Here is a 15149-nt window from a genome sequence, read left to right as displayed (position 1 = left end):
TTAGCAGCAGGAGTTTTTTAAAGTAAGAGAGATAATAATTTATAAATAAGTCGAAATACGGCTGTTAGTGATATGGTTACTAAGCCTGCTGCAACTGCTAAAACAACTACTGCCTGAATGCCAATACCCCCTTGTAAAAAGGGGAGAAAAAAAATAATCGCAAAAGTAATTGTCGGAATAATTAATAAATCGAACTTTTCAATCCACCGCCTGGTTTGGACAAAAATTAGTATACCTAAAATCAGGGCGGAAATAATCAAAGTCGGTATTAGTGATTTTACTATACTAAAGAGAGCGATCGCGATCAATGCACCCTCAAACCCACTAAAGGCCGCCCCACTTAATAATTCCAGTGTAGAAAACGCTGGTTGAGTTGGTGGACGGCGGGGGACGACGGGACTAGAACTTTTGGCTGGTTGTGGTTGTGGCGGAAGTGTTATAGAAGGCGAATTAAGTTGTGTAGGGGCTTGAGGCTGTGAGTTAAGTGCATCTAAAACCTCCTGGGCTGACTGGAAGCGCTGATTAGGAGCAGGTAGCAACATCTTGTCTAAAATGTCAGCAAGGCGAGGGTTTACACTCACTTGCGATCGCCATTTGAACTGGTTGCTATAGGCATCAAATAATTCAATTGCTTCCTGATTTGTCAACAAAGTAATAAGAGTTACAGCCAAGGCGTATAAATCTGTAGATGGGAATACTTGACCCCCAGCCATCTGCTCAGGCGGTGCAAATCCCATAGAATAAATTCCTGTGGAAGAAGCAGCAGAACCAAGTGCAGCGTTTGTTACTTGCTTAACTGCGCCAAAGTCTAGTAAAAAAAGTTTACCATCACGACGACGCATTATATTAGAAGGTTTGATGTCTCTGTGGATAATGCCTCTGTGATGGACAAACTTTAGCACCTTCAGGATTTCTTGTAGCACCTCCATAACTTGCTGTTCAGAGAATTTGCCATTTTGAACTAATTCTTCCTCTAAGTTTTGCCCATCAATGTATTCTTGTGCTAAGTAAAAAAATTGGTCTTGCTCTCCTGGTTGCAAGCCATTAACTATCACTGGAAAGAAGGCAAACAAGTCAGGAATTTGGTCGTGATCATTACCAAGTTGTGCTAAAGCTTCTGCCTCTCTCTCAAACATTAACTGTGCTTGTTGCAATTGAGTTGAGCTTAAATTTCCTGCTGGTTGAAACTGCTTAACTACACATTGACGCATTCCAGGTATCCGGCGATCGCGTGCCAAAAAGGCTGCTCCAAACCCGCCCCTTCCCAGCAGCTTCGTTGTCACGTATCGACCATCTAGCATCAGTGGCATACCGCAGGTAATACAGTACTTCTGCTGCATTGTTCTCAGCGTCGTAATATCATCTAAATCGGCAAAATAGTTTTGTGGGCGTGGACAACGTGGACGAGTGCAGTAAACTTCCATTTTCGTAATTAGTCAAAATAATTCGTAATACTCGCCATTCGCGTAGCGTCTCGTAGAGAAGGCGAGAAGCAAGCTACGTAATTCGTAATGACGCTCTCTACGAGACCGGAGGCGTAGCTTACTTCTTTGCAGGAGTACGCAAACTCATTTTGCGTGACGAAGACAGTAATTAGTTCAGCTTACAGAGCAACTAAATTTCTTAATCAAGAACAGCAAACTTTTTTTTGATGCCAAACCCCTGGTTTGCCTACGGCACCCTGCACGAACATCAATGGGCTAATAATTAGGAAGTATGAATTACGAATTACGAATTATTTGGCCATTGGTCATTTATAAAAAAACAAAGGACAAATGACCTGATTTTAGCCTTCGCCGGATGAGATGGGCGTTGCTCCATCCAAGGTACTTACCACTATGGTTTTTTGTGCCAATATTAACACATCTTGATTCCATCCAGGGTTAGCAAACTGGGGCAAAATTTCTCGACTAAAAGCTTCTGCGGCCTTGGATCTATAACGATTAGGATTAAAAATCAGCCACAGTGTCCGTTTGACGACAACGCCTTCAATGTTGGCACAGTGCAGAACACCCATTTGTAACTCTTTAGCGATCGCACTAGTTGAGACAAAGGCAGCCCCCAAACCCGATTGCACAGCATTCTTAATTGCTTCAATGGAATTCAATTCCATTTCAACCTTAAAACGTCTGGTATCAATCTCACAGCGTGATAGCACTTGGTCAATTACTTTGCGGATAGTCGATTGGGAATCTAGGGCAATGAATTGTAATTTATATAGGTCTTCTTTTTGGATTTTTTCAAGTTTGGCAAAGGGATGAAAGACAGGTAGAATCAGCGCTAGCTCGTCTTCAGCGTAAGGAATAACTTCTAAAGATTCTGATAGTTCACCGGGAATTTCACCGCCAATAATCGCCAGATCAACTTGTCCGTTAGCGACACTCCAAGCAGTTCGCCTAGTGGAGTGGACGTGTAATTGCACTGCCACATCTGGATATTTTTGTCGGAACATGCCGATCATTCTGGGCAAAAGATAAGTGCCGGTGGTTTGAGAAGCACCGACAATCAAAGTACCGCCTTGGAGATTTTGTAAATCCTCGATCGCGCGGCAGGTTTCCTGACACAGACTGAGGATTTTTTCACCGTAGCTGAGGAGTAGATGCCCGGCTTCGGTTAATTGGGCGCGTCGTCCTCCCCGGTCGAATAAGGGGACATCTAGCTGCCGTTCGAGATTTTGGACTTGCAAGCTCACGGCAGGTTGGGAAACGTAAAGACTATCGGCGGCACGCTTGAAGCTTCCTTCTTGAGCGATCGCTTTCAGAATACGTAACTGATCTAAAGTGAAAGGAAGGTCAGACATAAGGCTCAAACCACAAACTTTAAAAGGAGCGGATGCACGCAACAAATCACCTTTGGCAGCAATCAGCCAGTCATGATTTGTTGCATATTAAACTTGAAGGCTTGACTCGAAAAAGACATTAGCACAACATCTTGACTAAAGTCTCCTTTTGAATACTTTGTGGTATTGGTTGTACTGAGTTCCATTTTCTCTAAATTATTTCACTCGTGTATATGCTGCTAATTTCTTGGTTGACACCTAGTCATTTTGTCATACTGGGGTTACAAATAGTATTTGCGATCGCTCACAGTGGAGGCGCTGCTTTACGCCCTTGGGCAGAAAAATACATTGGGCCAAGGCTTTATCGCATTCTGTTTGCATTAGTTAGCCTCCCGTTAGCGGTGATATTAATTATTTACTTTTTTGGGCACCGCTATGATGGTTTGCAACTTTGGCAGGTACAAGGGGTGCTAGGAGTGCGAGAATTTGTTTGGCTGCTGTCAGCGATCTCGTTTTTGTTTTTATATCCTGCTACCTTCAATCTACTAGAAATTGCTGCCATTCAAAAGCCCCAAGTTCATCTTTACGAAACAGGAATTATTCGGATTACCCGTCATCCCCAGATGGTGGGACAAATAATTTGGTGTGTTGCCCATACTCTCTGGCTAGGTACTACATTTACCCTTGTGACATCCATTGGATTGGTGTTGCATCACTTGTTTGGGGTTTGGCACGGGGATCGCCGCCTCTTGCATCGCTATGGGGAAGCCTTTGAAATTGCCAAACAACGGACTTCAATTATTCCCTTCAAAGCAATTATCGATGGACGTCAATCGATCAAATGGCAGGAATTTCTCCGCCCTGCCTATTTAGGAGTTGCGATTTTTATAGCTTTGCTTTGGTGGTCGCACCCTCTGTTGCTGGAAGCAACTAGTAGGATAACATGGGAAATTTAGGCGATCCCCAGTGTCAGCAGAAATTCTTATTTATTTCAGAGTTTCTGCTTATCAATTGCCCCCAAATCAATGTACGATAAGTTCAAACATCTATGAGTGGAGGTGCGTTCAGTCAGCTTAAAATTTTATGTTGGTAGTTGTTGCTCAGTTGCTTTTGCTTGGGAGTAAGTGGCAGATTCAGTCAAATTCCCAGGTAGAGAAGGCAATCAAGAGTTTAAGATCCAAAAAAGCCAGCGCGACTTTCACGATCGCTTTTTGATCACAGACACATCAAGGCGCTGAATTTTTGCCTAATTATTCTGTATCCTGAGATTTGGTTCTTAAAAGCGCCCCCACTTTAAAAGAAAAAGAAACCAGTTCCTCATTCAATCCCCTAACTTGAGTTATGGACTTCTACTCAGCGTGGGCTAAACCCTAGCTATCCGCTAACGGAACTCAGCACTACTGATATTCAGTGCTGATCGGTAGTTTGATATAAAAACCTTATAATCCAAGAGGTATCATGGTGTTGTCGGTTAGTGAGCGGACATTTACTCAAGAAGTTTTAGAATCTCCTATTCCTGTTTTAGTTAATTTTGAAGCACCCTGGTGTGGCTTGTGTCGGATTATCCACCCACTGTTGTTGCAATTTCAAGCCCAATGCGGGGAGGAAATTAAATTAGTTGGGGTTAACGCCGATCAAAATTTTAAATTGTCTACTACTTATAGGCTAAAATCACTACCCACTTTACTATTGATTGAAAATGGCACTATTCGCCATCGCTTGGAAAGCTTTCGCGGCACAGAAGATTTACGTCTAGCTTTAGAGAGATTAAAGCCAGCTACAGTAGTTGCCCCACAATCTACAAAAGTTCAAAAACAGTGGACTTAGAGTGTCGGTCAGCTTGATGGGCATTGTGCATGGAGACAAAACAGTTCCCAGTTCTGAGTAAAGAAGTAAGATTCTCGACTCAATACTCAGCAACGCCAAGCAGCGTCTTTTGGAGTTGGGGAGACGCGCAAGGGGCAAGTGGGCAAAGAGCCGCAAGGGCGCACTGGCTTTTCAGCACTTAAAACTCCTGAGGGGCATTGGGCATAGGACTTATGACAAATCGCCTATGACAAATCGCCTATGACAAATCGCCTATGATAAATGGCGAAATCTAAAACCATGCTTAACACCCCACCCAATCAGCATTGGGTGGGTTATTTTATCCTAAAGGGTGTGTGTCACAATTATTAACAGTTCCGACACACTAATTAAGAATTCTAAAAGTAGGCGTCAGTGATGGAAGTAATCTATCAGTATGCCTGGCTGATTCCAGTATTACCTCTTTTTGGGGCAATGCTGGTCGGTCTAGGATTAATCTCGTTCAATCAGTTGACAAACCGCCTACGACAGCTTAACGCTGTGGTGATTATCTCCCTGATGGGAGCAGCTATGGGGCTGTCGTTTGCCTTGCTATGGAGTCAAATTCAGGGACACGCGACTTATATCCGCACCTTGGAGTGGGCGGCAGCAGGTAATTTTCACCTGAACATGGGCTACACTATTGACCACCTAACAGCCCTAATGCTGGTGATTGTGACAACGGTAGCCTTCTTAGTCATGGTTTACACCGATGGCTACATGGCTCACGATCCTGGTTACGTGCGGTTTTATGCTTACCTGAGTTTATTTGGCTCTTCAATGTTAGGTCTGGTACTCAGTCCCAACCTAGTACAGATTTATATATTCTGGGAACTGGTCGGAATGTGTTCCTACTTGCTGGTCGGCTTTTGGTACGATCGCAAGTCAGCAGCCGATGCCGCTCAAAAAGCGTTTGTGACCAACCGCGTGGGTGACTTTGGTTTGTTACTCGGCATTTTGGGGCTGTACTGGGCAACAGGAAGCTTTGAATTTAATGTCATGGGCGATCGCCTCGCTCAACTTGTCGAATCAGGTTCGATCAGCAATTTTCTCGCTGTCCTGTTTGCGATTTTAGTTTTCTTAGGGCCAGTTGCTAAATCTGCCCAATTCCCCCTCCACGTCTGGCTACCAGATGCAATGGAAGGCCCCACCCCCATTTCTGCCTTGATTCACGCGGCAACAATGGTGGCTGCGGGTGTTTTCCTGATTGCCCGGATGTACCCAGTATTTGAACACGTTCCAGCAGCAATGAACGTCATTGCCTTTACTGGGGCATTTACGGCATTTTTGGGGGCAACTATTGCCATTACCCAAAACGACATCAAAAAGGGCTTGGCTTACTCCACCATTTCCCAACTTGGTTACATGGTGATGGCAATGGGAATAGGTTCCTACAGTGCTGGACTATTCCACCTGATGACCCACGCCTATTTTAAGGCGATGCTGTTCTTGGGTTCAGGTTCAGTAATTCACGGCATGGAAGGTGTCGTCGGTCACGACCCCGCTTTAGCGCAAGATATGCGCTTGATGGGTGGACTGCGAAAGTATATGCCCGTCACCGCAACTACCTTTTTGATTGGTTGCTTGGCAATTTCTGGTATTCCGCCCTTTGCTGGCTTCTGGTCAAAAGATGAAATTCTGGGGAAGGCTTTTGAGGCTAACCCATTTCTCTGGTTTATCGGCTGGCTAACTGCCGGGATTACGGCTTTCTATATGTTTAGAATGTATTTCTCGACATTTGAAGGCAAATTCCGGGGTAATGACGAGAAAATCAAGCAAAAACTCAAGAAGGCACAAGCGACAATTGTCCTGGAATTAGAGTCAGGAGAACCAGTCCCGAATTTTGGGCCTGGGGCGATGAAAAAAGGAGAATTGGCGGCAACTGGTGAACACCATGATTCCCATGACTCCCACGGGCATCATAGCGATTCTCCTCATGAGTCGCCGTGGACAATGACTCTGCCGTTGGCACTGTTGGCTGTGCCTTCGATTTTGATTGGTTTGCTAGGAACTCCCTATGCGAATTATTTTGAAGAGTTTATCTTTCCTCCTAGCGAAACTCTCACCGAAGTTCTAGAAAAGGCTGCCGAGTTCAATCCGACGGAATTCTACATCATGGCGGGTGCCTCAGTGGGAATTTCTTTGATTGCGATTACCTTAGCTTCGCTGATGTATTTGCGAGGTAAGATTGACGCGGCGGCGATCGCTGCTAAAATCAAACCACTTTACGAGTTATCCCTCAACAAGTGGTACTTTGATGACATTTACCATCGCGTTTTTGTCCTCGGCTTGCGTCGCCTAGCTAGACAAGTTATGGAAGTTGACTTCCGGGTTGTTGATGGTGCTGTTAATCTCACAGGCTTTTTTACCCTTGTCAGTGGTGAAGGTCTGAAGTACCTAGAAAACGGTCGCGCTCAATTCTACGCCTTGATTGTGTTTGGGGCGGTTTTGGGCTTAGTGATTGTCTTTGGTGTCACCTGATTTCTGTAGTGTCAACTGGGAGAAGCAACTGGCGGGCGGTTAGAAACCGCCCTTTCACCTGAAGTTGACTTAGGAGCCTAATTTAGACTCCTTTTTTTTTGGCTGATACTCAGCAATTTACGATAAATTGGGGGGCTTTTTCTCCTCTTTACCCCCGTAAAGAGGAGGCGGGGGGATCTTATCCGAACCGGATTGGGAGTACGCGGACTGGCTACAGCAACGCTTTCATTATTTAGTTTTGTAACGGGGATAAAGATCAGAGCCTAAAATACTTACCGTTTGTGAGTTGCTCTTTACTTAAACCCCCAGAAAGGATTCGTGACAAGTTAAGGTTGAGTACTGAGTGGAAAGATTCATCAGTACTACTTCTTACTCAGCAATCGTGAATATGTGTCATCAGTTTCTTGATAGGCCAGAGCAGGTATAACTCTCTGCTCTGGCCTATCAAGGTAATATTCTTACTTACTCTGGTGTCCCAATTGTAGCAGTAGCTCTTTTTTGAGGAAATTTTTGGCTACTCTTAACTTACGTGGGTAGCCTTGCCTGCAATGCTATACTAATTACCCAACTAGATATCTAGAACTATTTTCTGGAAGTGCGCTCTAAATCTACAATAATGAAGATAAGGTTCGCCCTCACTGCTTATTAAGCTGCTGACCTAATTGTTACCGATTCTACATGTGGGAAAATTGGGTTCACCGGCAGTTCCTCGTAGTTAAAAATCAGAGTCTAATGGCGTAAAATTACCTTCACTCTAGACAATCAAACACCTGTAGTTTCCACGCCACTTGCTCCACTTGGGAAGACCCCAAGACCCTTCGGGTGATGCCTCCGGCACGCCAAGGGCGAACGGCAGTCCCCCAGACGCTCGTTCCTCGCTACCGCTAGCGCTAACGACGGGAACCGCCAAGACGGGGGCAGCCTCACCGCAGTGGCTCCCCTGCATAGCGCTTTTGGGCAGCATGGATTCTCTTAAACCCAGCTTCTCAAAAACCCGTCGCGTAATTACCTAGCGGGGCTAAATTTTAATCAGGCGTGCAATGTTAAGTTTGGTTAGGTGAAGAGACTTGAACGCAGGCGAACTCTGAGAGCATCGTGCAGTGAGAAGTTCGTATAGGCTCAGAGTTGTCCGTGGGTCGGCTTGCTTGCAAAGGAACTGCGGGAGTAGTTTCTCCCTCTTGCTGGGTCGGGCTTCCTTTCCTTAGAACTTAGGAAGCTTTGTCTCAGGGCAATTTGTTTCCAGCTTGTTTCTGTAAGCCGTGAGGGTATACAGAAAAGAACCAGATTAAACAAAAAAATGATGTTTTGACCAAAGGTCGGTTCACTGCATGGAATTTTCAATCGCTACACTCCTTGCCAATTTCACCGATGATAAATTGGTAGCTCGAAAGGTTTTGGAAAAGAAACTTGGCTGTGAAGATGAAAAAAGTTTACAAAAACTTCACATTGCCTTAGATGTTCTTGAAAAAATCGGTATTTTAGTAAAAGAACGGGGTAAGTATCGGCGTGTCTCAGAAGAGGGAATAATCGAGGCAAAACTCCGTTGTTCTAGTAAAGGCTTTTGCTTTGCTATTCAAGATGTGGAAGGATCTGAGGATATTTACATCCGCGAAAGTCATCTGAGTAATGCTTGGAATGGCGATCGCGTTTTGGTTAGAGTTCTTAAAGAAGGCAGTCGCCGTCGGTCTCCCGAAGGGGAGGTGAAGCTGATTCTAGAACGTTCCAACCACACGTTACTGGCACGAATTAAGCAGGTGGAAACTGGTTTCCGCGCTGTGCCCTTAGATGATCGATTGCTGTTTGAACTGAAGATCCAGCCTAACGGGGCGAAGTTGGAAGAAGCGATCGATCACCTGGTTCATGTGGAAGTCTTACGTTACCCGTTGGCACAATATCCTCCCCTCGGTCGAGTGGTGCAAATCCTTGGCAGTGATGCCGAAGCTGCTGCTGATATAGATTTAGTTACTTGCAAACACGACCTTTCCCGGACTTTTTCAGATAATGTGCTAGAAGCAGCCGCTAAGTTGCCCAAAAAGCTGCTGAAAGCAGACCTGAAAAATCGGTTAGATTTGCGTAATTTGTTTACTCTCACCATTGAAGGGGTAAATGGCGATACCAAAGTTATAGAAAACGCTTTTAGTTTAGAAAAAAACCTAGCCGGAAATTGGCTTTTGGGCGTTCATATCACCGATGTTTCTCACTATGTCCAACCTGACGAAGCCCTAGATAGAGAAGCATTCAAACGGGGTAAATCAGTGTATCTAGGAGAATTGGTGTTGCCAATCTTGCCCCCAGGTGTGGCAGAACGCTGTTCTTTAGTACCTGGGAGCGATCGCTTAACCATCTCTTTTTTAATTACCATCGATCCCCAATCTGGGCAAGTATTGGAGTGGGAAATTCAACCGAGTGTGATCAACGTAGAGACTGCACTAAGTACTGAACTTGCCCAAGCAATTCTTACAGGTCAATCTGAAGATCAATCCTCACAGGTTTCCCAAATACTGCAAGACCTCCAAGCCTTGCAAACAGCCGTGAAACAGGTACGGTTGAATCGTGGTGGCCTCCAGTTGAATCTGCCGCCCAGTCAAAACGCCTACTATGATGAGGGGATTCTCGGTACTGTAGTGGTGAATGATTTACCAGTGCGATCGCTACTCACGGAGTTCGTGCTGCTAGTTAATCAACTGATCGCAACTCACTTAAATGCTCTTGGTGTTCCCGCCATCTGGCGAGTTCAAGGCACACCCGATGTCGAAGATGTTCAGGAAATGCTGAAATTGGCAGTCAATTTAGGCGTTGACCTCACACTAGATCCAGAAGCCGATATCCAACCCTTAGATTATCAACATTTGACCACAGCTTTTGCAGAATCTCCCTCTGAGCAAGTTCTTACCTACTTATTGCAAGATACACTTAAGCCATCTGCGTATAGCACCACCAAAGGATCTCACTTTGGTCTGGCACTACCGCAATATATCCACTTTAGTGCCCCCTTGCGACGTTACCCAGATTTGCTCATGCAGAGAGTGTATTACACGCTACTCGAAAACGGACGCGATCGCCGCAATACCCGTGTGAGAGAACGTGTTAACCTGCGCCACTCCTCCAGCCACTCGGAAATTAACTGGAACGTTTTACCCCCAGAATTGCAACAAGAACTCCAAAGCGATTTGACTAGGGTAATTGTCCAAATCAACGACCGAGAAAAAGAAGTCCAAGAAGCTGAAGCCGATTTAGCCGGACTGCAAAAAGCCCAACTGATGAAGCAGCGCATCGGTCAGGTATTTCAAGGCGTGATTACTGGTGTTCAATCCTACGGTTTCTTTGTGGAAATTGAAGTACCAGCCGCTGAGGTAGAGTCCAGCAATAATCCGGGTGTGCCTTTGAGGGTAGAAGGATTGGTACACGTCAGTTCTCTCAAAGATGACTGGTATGAATATCGCGCCAGACAACAAGCACTGTTTGGTCGCAAAAATCGCGCTTCCTATAGACTAGGCGATCGCGTCGCTGTCCAAGTTAAAAGTGTCGATTACTACCGCCAGCAAATTGATTTGGTAACAGTCGGTAGCGATGGTGTCGCCAAAGGTTTAACTGGTAGTGCTTCCCATGAGGAGCTTTCAGACCTCTACTTACCAAATGACATTGAGCCTGATGACCTAGAACCTTACTCGGAAGATGAGTAAAAACCAGTAAATTTTACGTGTCAAATAACACCAAACCTTTAATTTTAGGCGTATCGGGCGCATCTGGTCTGATTTACGCTGTTCGCGCGATCAAATTTTTGCTAGAAGCGGAGTATAGTATTGAATTGGTTGCCTCTAAATCAACTTACATGGTTTGGCAATCAGAACAGGAAATTCGGATGCCACCAGACCCAACCGGGCAAGAACAATTCTGGCGAGAGCAAGCTGGAGTTGCACTTTTGGGTAAACTGCGTTGCCATCCTTGGAGTGATGTTGGAGCCGGGATTGCCAGTGGTTCCTTTGCCACTCTGGGGATGATGATTATTCCATGCAGCATGAGTACAGTGGCAAAGCTAGCGGTTGGCTTGAGTTCCGATTTACTAGAACGGGCAGCAGATGTCCAACTCAAAGAAGGGCGAAAGCTGGTCATTGTTCCTCGTGAAACGCCTTTTAGCCTCATCCACCTGCGTAACTTAACCTCTTTAGCAGAAGTTGGAGTTAGAATTGTCCCGGCTATTCCCGCCTGGTATCACAACCCCCAAACCATCGAGGATTTAGTTGATTTTGTAGTTGCCCGTGCTTTAGATCAACTAGATATTGACTGCATCCCAATTCAGAGGTGGCAAGGTCGTCGCTAACGCCCTCAGCAGATTGATCATAAATTTCACAATAGTCTTAAAAGGGTAATCATAGAGATGGCTGATAGTGTCAGTAGTCAGTGAACAGTAATTAGTGAAGAATAATCAGGCTGATAACTGAAAACTGACCACTGACCGAATTTTAGATTTTAAATTTGGGATTTTAGATTGTTGGGCGTTGCCTAAGAAGAGAAGATTCTTGCATCCCAAATTTAAAAAGGTCTGAACGCGAGAGCGTCTCCTTGGCGCAGCCTCTCGTAGAGAAGAGTTGCGAACGTATTTAAACACGAGAATAATTACTTTAATCCGTCTTGGAAAGTTTGCTCAAGTCGGCAGAGCCGCCCACGCAACTTTCCGCAAAATCTAAAATTAAATAACAGAGCAAGTGACTTAATTGCTAGAGTCAATCTAAAATCTAAAATCTAAAATCCAAAATTGTCTGACAACTGACAAAATTGCTATGGCTGTAATTCGCTTAATTCTATTGGTGGCGGTACTGGGAGGACTAACGCTGTTGTTACTCCAAAATTGGTCACCTGCCCTATCGCTAGTATTTTTGGGCGTGCGGACTCAACCATTACCACTAGCGATATGGATTTTGTTCAGTACTGCCACTGGTGCTTTCACATCTATATTGATTGCTACCTTGTTTAACTTATCCAATTATTTTGTGGGAGGACAACGCCGAACTCCTGGGAGTTCAACCGCCACTTCGCCTCGTGCGAAAGCAACCCGGAGAGAAGAACCTGCATCTGGCCCTGCCAGTCCTCCACCACCAGCTACTAAAAAAGAAGCGCCTAGCAGTGATGTATTTGATGATTGGGAGACAAATAGCAGTAAAGATGATGATTGGAACTTTGATGAAAAGTCAGAGGAAGCGTCTACCCCTAATCCTCAAGTTCAACAGCCTAGAGACTCTAAAACTTACGAACGTCAATCAGAAGCCAAAAGCACTTCTCAGTCTGGTTCAGTTTACTCTTACAGCTACCGTGAGCCAAAAAATACGGCTGCGGGAAAAACTGAATCAATTTACGATGCTGATTACCGGGTAATCATCCCCCCTTATCAGCCACCAGCTACGAATCAAGCGGATGATGATGATTGGGACTTTTTTGATGATGATGATGATTTTGAGAATGATGGTAAACGCCCCCGTCGGTGAGATGTAGCAGGCTACGTCTCTACTTGATGCCACACCGCTCTCTAGACTCCTGCTTGACCTTACCAGTCATGGCAGCTTCCTGCAAAGTCATGAAAGCATTAAAATCTTCTAAGTCATATCGGGTTGTCAACAGTTGTCGTAGTTGGTTTTCAGCTTCCATTGTCAAATAGCCAGTTGCTAAGGCTCTTTGTACAATGTCACGAATTCGAGTCATAGTTGACACCTCATTCATACTATATTTATTCATTCAGGCTTATTGGGGTGAAATATGCAGTAGTTATTGTGTCCAAACTTCAACTTTGTAAGGTTTTTTTAGCGATCGCAGGAAACAAGTCATTATTTACACCTTTATCAGGAACATTTAATTGAGCAAAGCTGGTTATAACTGAACTTTTAGAATAACGACGTTGTGATGTTAGGAACACAGTATTATGTATACTTAAAATAACCTACCAGAGTTAAAATCCGGATTATTTATATAGACAGAAATTGTTTGGATAAAGTTTCAAACAAGCTATCTTAATTTTCTCGTTAACATAGCGATCGCTATGCAGCAATTACCTAGTTATTTCAACAAGGTTACTACATTGCTGAGAAATTGATCATTTATTGCTTATGTTAATTTCACAGGAGAATCGTTAATCTAGTGCCTAAGTTACTTTAAATACATTAATAGCAGTAATGACGGCAGTTGATTCATCTTAAATAGAAGACGAATTTGTAGAATTTAAAAATAATTGAAAGTTAGAAAAGTTATACGTAAATTTGATACCCGCAAAGGGAAAAGCCTTGACATCCATTGAAAATAAATTCCTCAGAGGTTTACTTTGTGGTTGTATTCTTGCGGAAATTACTAATGTCGCTTATCAAAGTTGTAGTAGCAGTACTGTTAGAGTTTATTTTTCTAATTGATTATATAAAAACATAGAATAAATACTGAGTAACCAAACCAGATACTCAGTCAAGGTGAAAAACTGGAGTCGCCCCAGGATGCGTTACGCGTAACCCTGCTGTTAAGCAAGCTACGTGTAGCGTCTTGCACCAGAAGGTATCGTTTTTTGCATTTGAGTAAAACAATAAAACCTTTCAGAGAAATTCAAGTTTATATATCATTTCCTCTGGCTCAAGAACTTCTGAGATTAAAATTAAACGCCTCAATATTTCCCCAATTGAATAGCGGTTGTGAGCGCAGTAAATAATTCCTGCGTGCATAAACATACCACCTCCTTGATAAAATATCACAAAGTCATCATCATGGGTGAAAATTACCCGATTCTCAGACATTGCAAAATAAAGCTGTTCTCCATCTGATACACCTATCAGTCGTGTTTCCGATGTAGTTGTCACATCAATACCACGGTGACGCAAGCCTTTTGCTATAGCATTACTGACATTCTCATCTAGGTGGAATCGAATTTTTTGTGTTATTTCGATTCTTTAGTTTCTCTTGCAGGATTGAAGGAGTTTCAGCTTGTACTTCTCTAACAAAGGCTTCTCCTTCTGCAATTTGTTGCCTGATCTCATCTCGATGATCGTGGTAATAAGCTAGAGCAGTATAAACATCAGCTAAACTGATACTGGGATAATGATAAACGATTTCGTCAGGGGAAAGCCCCATGCGTTCGTGCCAAATAACAATATCTTGCACTGTAATTCGGTGTCCAGCAATGCGCGGTTTACCCCCACACACACCGAGAGTAATTTCAATATGTTCTGAGATTACTGGTATCTGAGACATTTTATCCAAGAACACTCCTATAAGAAGAAAATCATATTATAAGTTATCGGTTTATTAGCGATCGCCAATCAAATAATTTTATCTGGTTGCGCGATCGGTGCAAAACTCCGTATTTTTAAATCCTAGATTAAGTCGTTGAGTTTATAATTAGAAACTGTGACTCAGAACTCAGAATTGGAGCGAAGCAACTGGTGAGCAGTTTATTACAAGGAGTCAACCTCTACTTAATAGGGATTATGGGCGTTGGTAAGACGACAGTAGGGCGCTTACTGGCAAAGGAATTGGGTTATGGGTTTGTGGATACCGATAATGTCATTGCCCAAGCAGCAGGTAAATCCATCAATCAGTTATTTGCCGAAGTTGGTGAAGCTGGGTTTCGCCAGTTAGAAAGCGACGTACTTTCACAAGTTTGTGCTTTTACAAAGTTGACTATAGCAACCGGTGGGGGCATTGTATTGCGGCGAGAAAATTGGGGTTACTTGCACCACGGTTTGATCGTGTGGCTAGATGCGCCAGTGGAGCTAATTTACAGCCGTTTAGCTGAGGATACCACAAGACCACTGCTGCAAGATGCTGATCCTCAAGGTAAATTGCGATCGCTCCTCGAACAACGAACACCACTTTACTCTCAAGCCGATTTGCACATCATCGAGCGAGAGGGAGATACACCCGAAGACGTTGCCAAGCGAGTACTTGAGGCAATTCCTACCGTTCTCAAAACACAAGTTTCTCATTAATGGGAAATATTGATCACAATCAGACGGTGGTGCAAAATAGGAGGAAAACGTACTAACAGATTGTGTAGAAAAACATCCAAAATAGA

12 protein-coding genes and 2 pseudogenes are annotated in these 15149 nt (G+C 44.0%); 8 read left to right on the top strand and 6 right to left on the bottom strand.

Features of this window, described 5'->3' with window-relative positions:
- Nucleotides 1-17: 17 nt before the first annotated feature.
- Complete coding sequence (locus tag HWQ23_RS17710; protein ID WP_292830468.1) at nt 18-1424, bottom strand: protein kinase domain-containing protein; 1407 nt, start codon at nt 1422-1424, stop codon at nt 18-20.
- A gap of 362 nt (nt 1425-1786) precedes the next feature.
- On the bottom strand, nt 1787-2800 hold the full coding sequence (locus tag HWQ23_RS17705; protein ID WP_292830466.1) for a LysR family transcriptional regulator: 1014 nt from the start codon (nt 2798-2800) through the stop codon (nt 1787-1789).
- Nucleotides 2801-3012: 212 nt separating this feature from the next.
- Between HWQ23_RS17705 and HWQ23_RS17700 the strand changes: the two genes are divergently transcribed.
- The 6 genes and pseudogenes from HWQ23_RS17700 to HWQ23_RS17675 all read left to right on the top strand — a co-directional run bounded on the left by HWQ23_RS17700 (nt 3013) and on the right by HWQ23_RS17675 (nt 12588).
- A complete protein-coding gene (locus tag HWQ23_RS17700; RefSeq protein ID WP_292830464.1) occupies nt 3013-3735 on the top strand; it encodes an NnrU family protein in 723 nt (240 codons plus the stop codon).
- A 502-nt stretch (nt 3736-4237) separates the two neighbouring features.
- Nucleotides 4238-4623, top strand: a pseudogene (locus tag HWQ23_RS17695) (thioredoxin family protein).
- Nucleotides 4624-5002: 379 nt separating this feature from the next.
- Nucleotides 5003-7105: an NAD(P)H-quinone oxidoreductase subunit 5 gene (locus HWQ23_RS17690; RefSeq protein WP_292830462.1), complete on the top strand. Its 2103-nt coding sequence runs from the start codon at nt 5003-5005 to the stop codon at nt 7103-7105.
- 1328 nt (nt 7106-8433) lie between these two features.
- A complete protein-coding gene (locus HWQ23_RS17685; RefSeq protein ID WP_292830460.1) occupies nt 8434-10788 on the top strand; it encodes a ribonuclease R family protein in 2355 nt (784 codons plus the stop codon).
- 17 nt (nt 10789-10805) lie between these two features.
- Entirely contained in the window at nt 10806-11426 is a 621-nt protein-coding gene (locus HWQ23_RS17680; RefSeq protein ID WP_292830458.1) for a flavin prenyltransferase UbiX, read from the top strand.
- 460 nt (nt 11427-11886) lie between these two features.
- A complete protein-coding gene (locus tag HWQ23_RS17675) occupies nt 11887-12588 on the top strand; it encodes a LapA family protein (RefSeq protein ID WP_292830456.1) in 702 nt (233 codons plus the stop codon).
- A gap of 19 nt (nt 12589-12607) precedes the next feature.
- Here HWQ23_RS17675 and HWQ23_RS17670 read toward each other — a convergent pair whose 3' ends face one another.
- Nucleotides 12608-12802 (bottom strand): hypothetical protein, encoded by a 195-nt coding sequence (locus tag HWQ23_RS17670; RefSeq protein ID WP_292830454.1) that lies wholly within the window; start codon nt 12800-12802, stop codon nt 12608-12610.
- A gap of 79 nt (nt 12803-12881) precedes the next feature.
- A complete protein-coding gene (locus tag HWQ23_RS17665) occupies nt 12882-13013 on the bottom strand; it encodes a hypothetical protein (protein ID WP_292830452.1) in 132 nt (43 codons plus the stop codon).
- A 280-nt stretch (nt 13014-13293) separates the two neighbouring features.
- Between HWQ23_RS17665 and HWQ23_RS17660 the strand changes: the two are divergent.
- Nucleotides 13294-13518, top strand: a pseudogene (locus HWQ23_RS17660) (NB-ARC domain-containing protein); the annotation flags it as partial.
- Nucleotides 13519-13674: 156 nt separating this feature from the next.
- Here the strand turns inward: HWQ23_RS17660 and HWQ23_RS17655 are convergent.
- Nucleotides 13675-13956: a DUF5615 family PIN-like protein gene (locus HWQ23_RS17655; RefSeq protein WP_292830450.1), complete on the bottom strand. Its 282-nt coding sequence runs from the start codon at nt 13954-13956 to the stop codon at nt 13675-13677.
- 28 nt (nt 13957-13984) lie between these two features.
- Nucleotides 13985-14326 (bottom strand): DUF433 domain-containing protein, encoded by a 342-nt coding sequence (locus HWQ23_RS17650; protein WP_292830448.1) that lies wholly within the window; start codon nt 14324-14326, stop codon nt 13985-13987.
- A gap of 191 nt (nt 14327-14517) precedes the next feature.
- Here HWQ23_RS17650 and HWQ23_RS17645 point away from each other — a divergent pair, with 191 nt between their 5' ends.
- Nucleotides 14518-15063: a shikimate kinase gene (locus tag HWQ23_RS17645; RefSeq protein ID WP_292830446.1), complete on the top strand. Its 546-nt coding sequence runs from the start codon at nt 14518-14520 to the stop codon at nt 15061-15063.
- The last annotated feature ends 86 nt before the right edge of the window (nt 15064-15149 follow it).

Source organism: Nostoc sp. JL33 (assembly GCF_017114985.1).
GTDB lineage: Bacteria > Cyanobacteriota > Cyanobacteriia > Cyanobacteriales > Nostocaceae > Nostoc.
Note: the sequence above shows the minus strand (reverse complement) of the source record. Positions and strands in the feature narration are given on the sequence as shown.

Coding starts and splice junctions, on each gene's coding strand:
- HWQ23_RS17700 (WP_292830464.1), top strand. CDS start 3,013: ATGCTGCTAATTTCTTGGTTGACACCTAGTCATTTTGTCATACTGGGG.
- HWQ23_RS17710 (WP_292830468.1), bottom strand. CDS start 1,424: ATGGAAGTTTACTGCACTCGTCCACGTTGTCCACGCCCACAAAACTAT.
- HWQ23_RS17705 (WP_292830466.1), bottom strand. CDS start 2,800: ATGTCTGACCTTCCTTTCACTTTAGATCAGTTACGTATTCTGAAAGCG.
- HWQ23_RS17650 (WP_292830448.1), bottom strand. CDS start 14,326: ATGTCTCAGATACCAGTAATCTCAGAACATATTGAAATTACTCTCGGT.
- HWQ23_RS17685 (WP_292830460.1), top strand. CDS start 8,434: ATGGAATTTTCAATCGCTACACTCCTTGCCAATTTCACCGATGATAAA.
- HWQ23_RS17675 (WP_292830456.1), top strand. CDS start 11,887: ATGGCTGTAATTCGCTTAATTCTATTGGTGGCGGTACTGGGAGGACTA.
- HWQ23_RS17690 (WP_292830462.1), top strand. CDS start 5,003: ATGGAAGTAATCTATCAGTATGCCTGGCTGATTCCAGTATTACCTCTT.
- HWQ23_RS17670 (WP_292830454.1), bottom strand. CDS start 12,802: ATGACTCGAATTCGTGACATTGTACAAAGAGCCTTAGCAACTGGCTAT.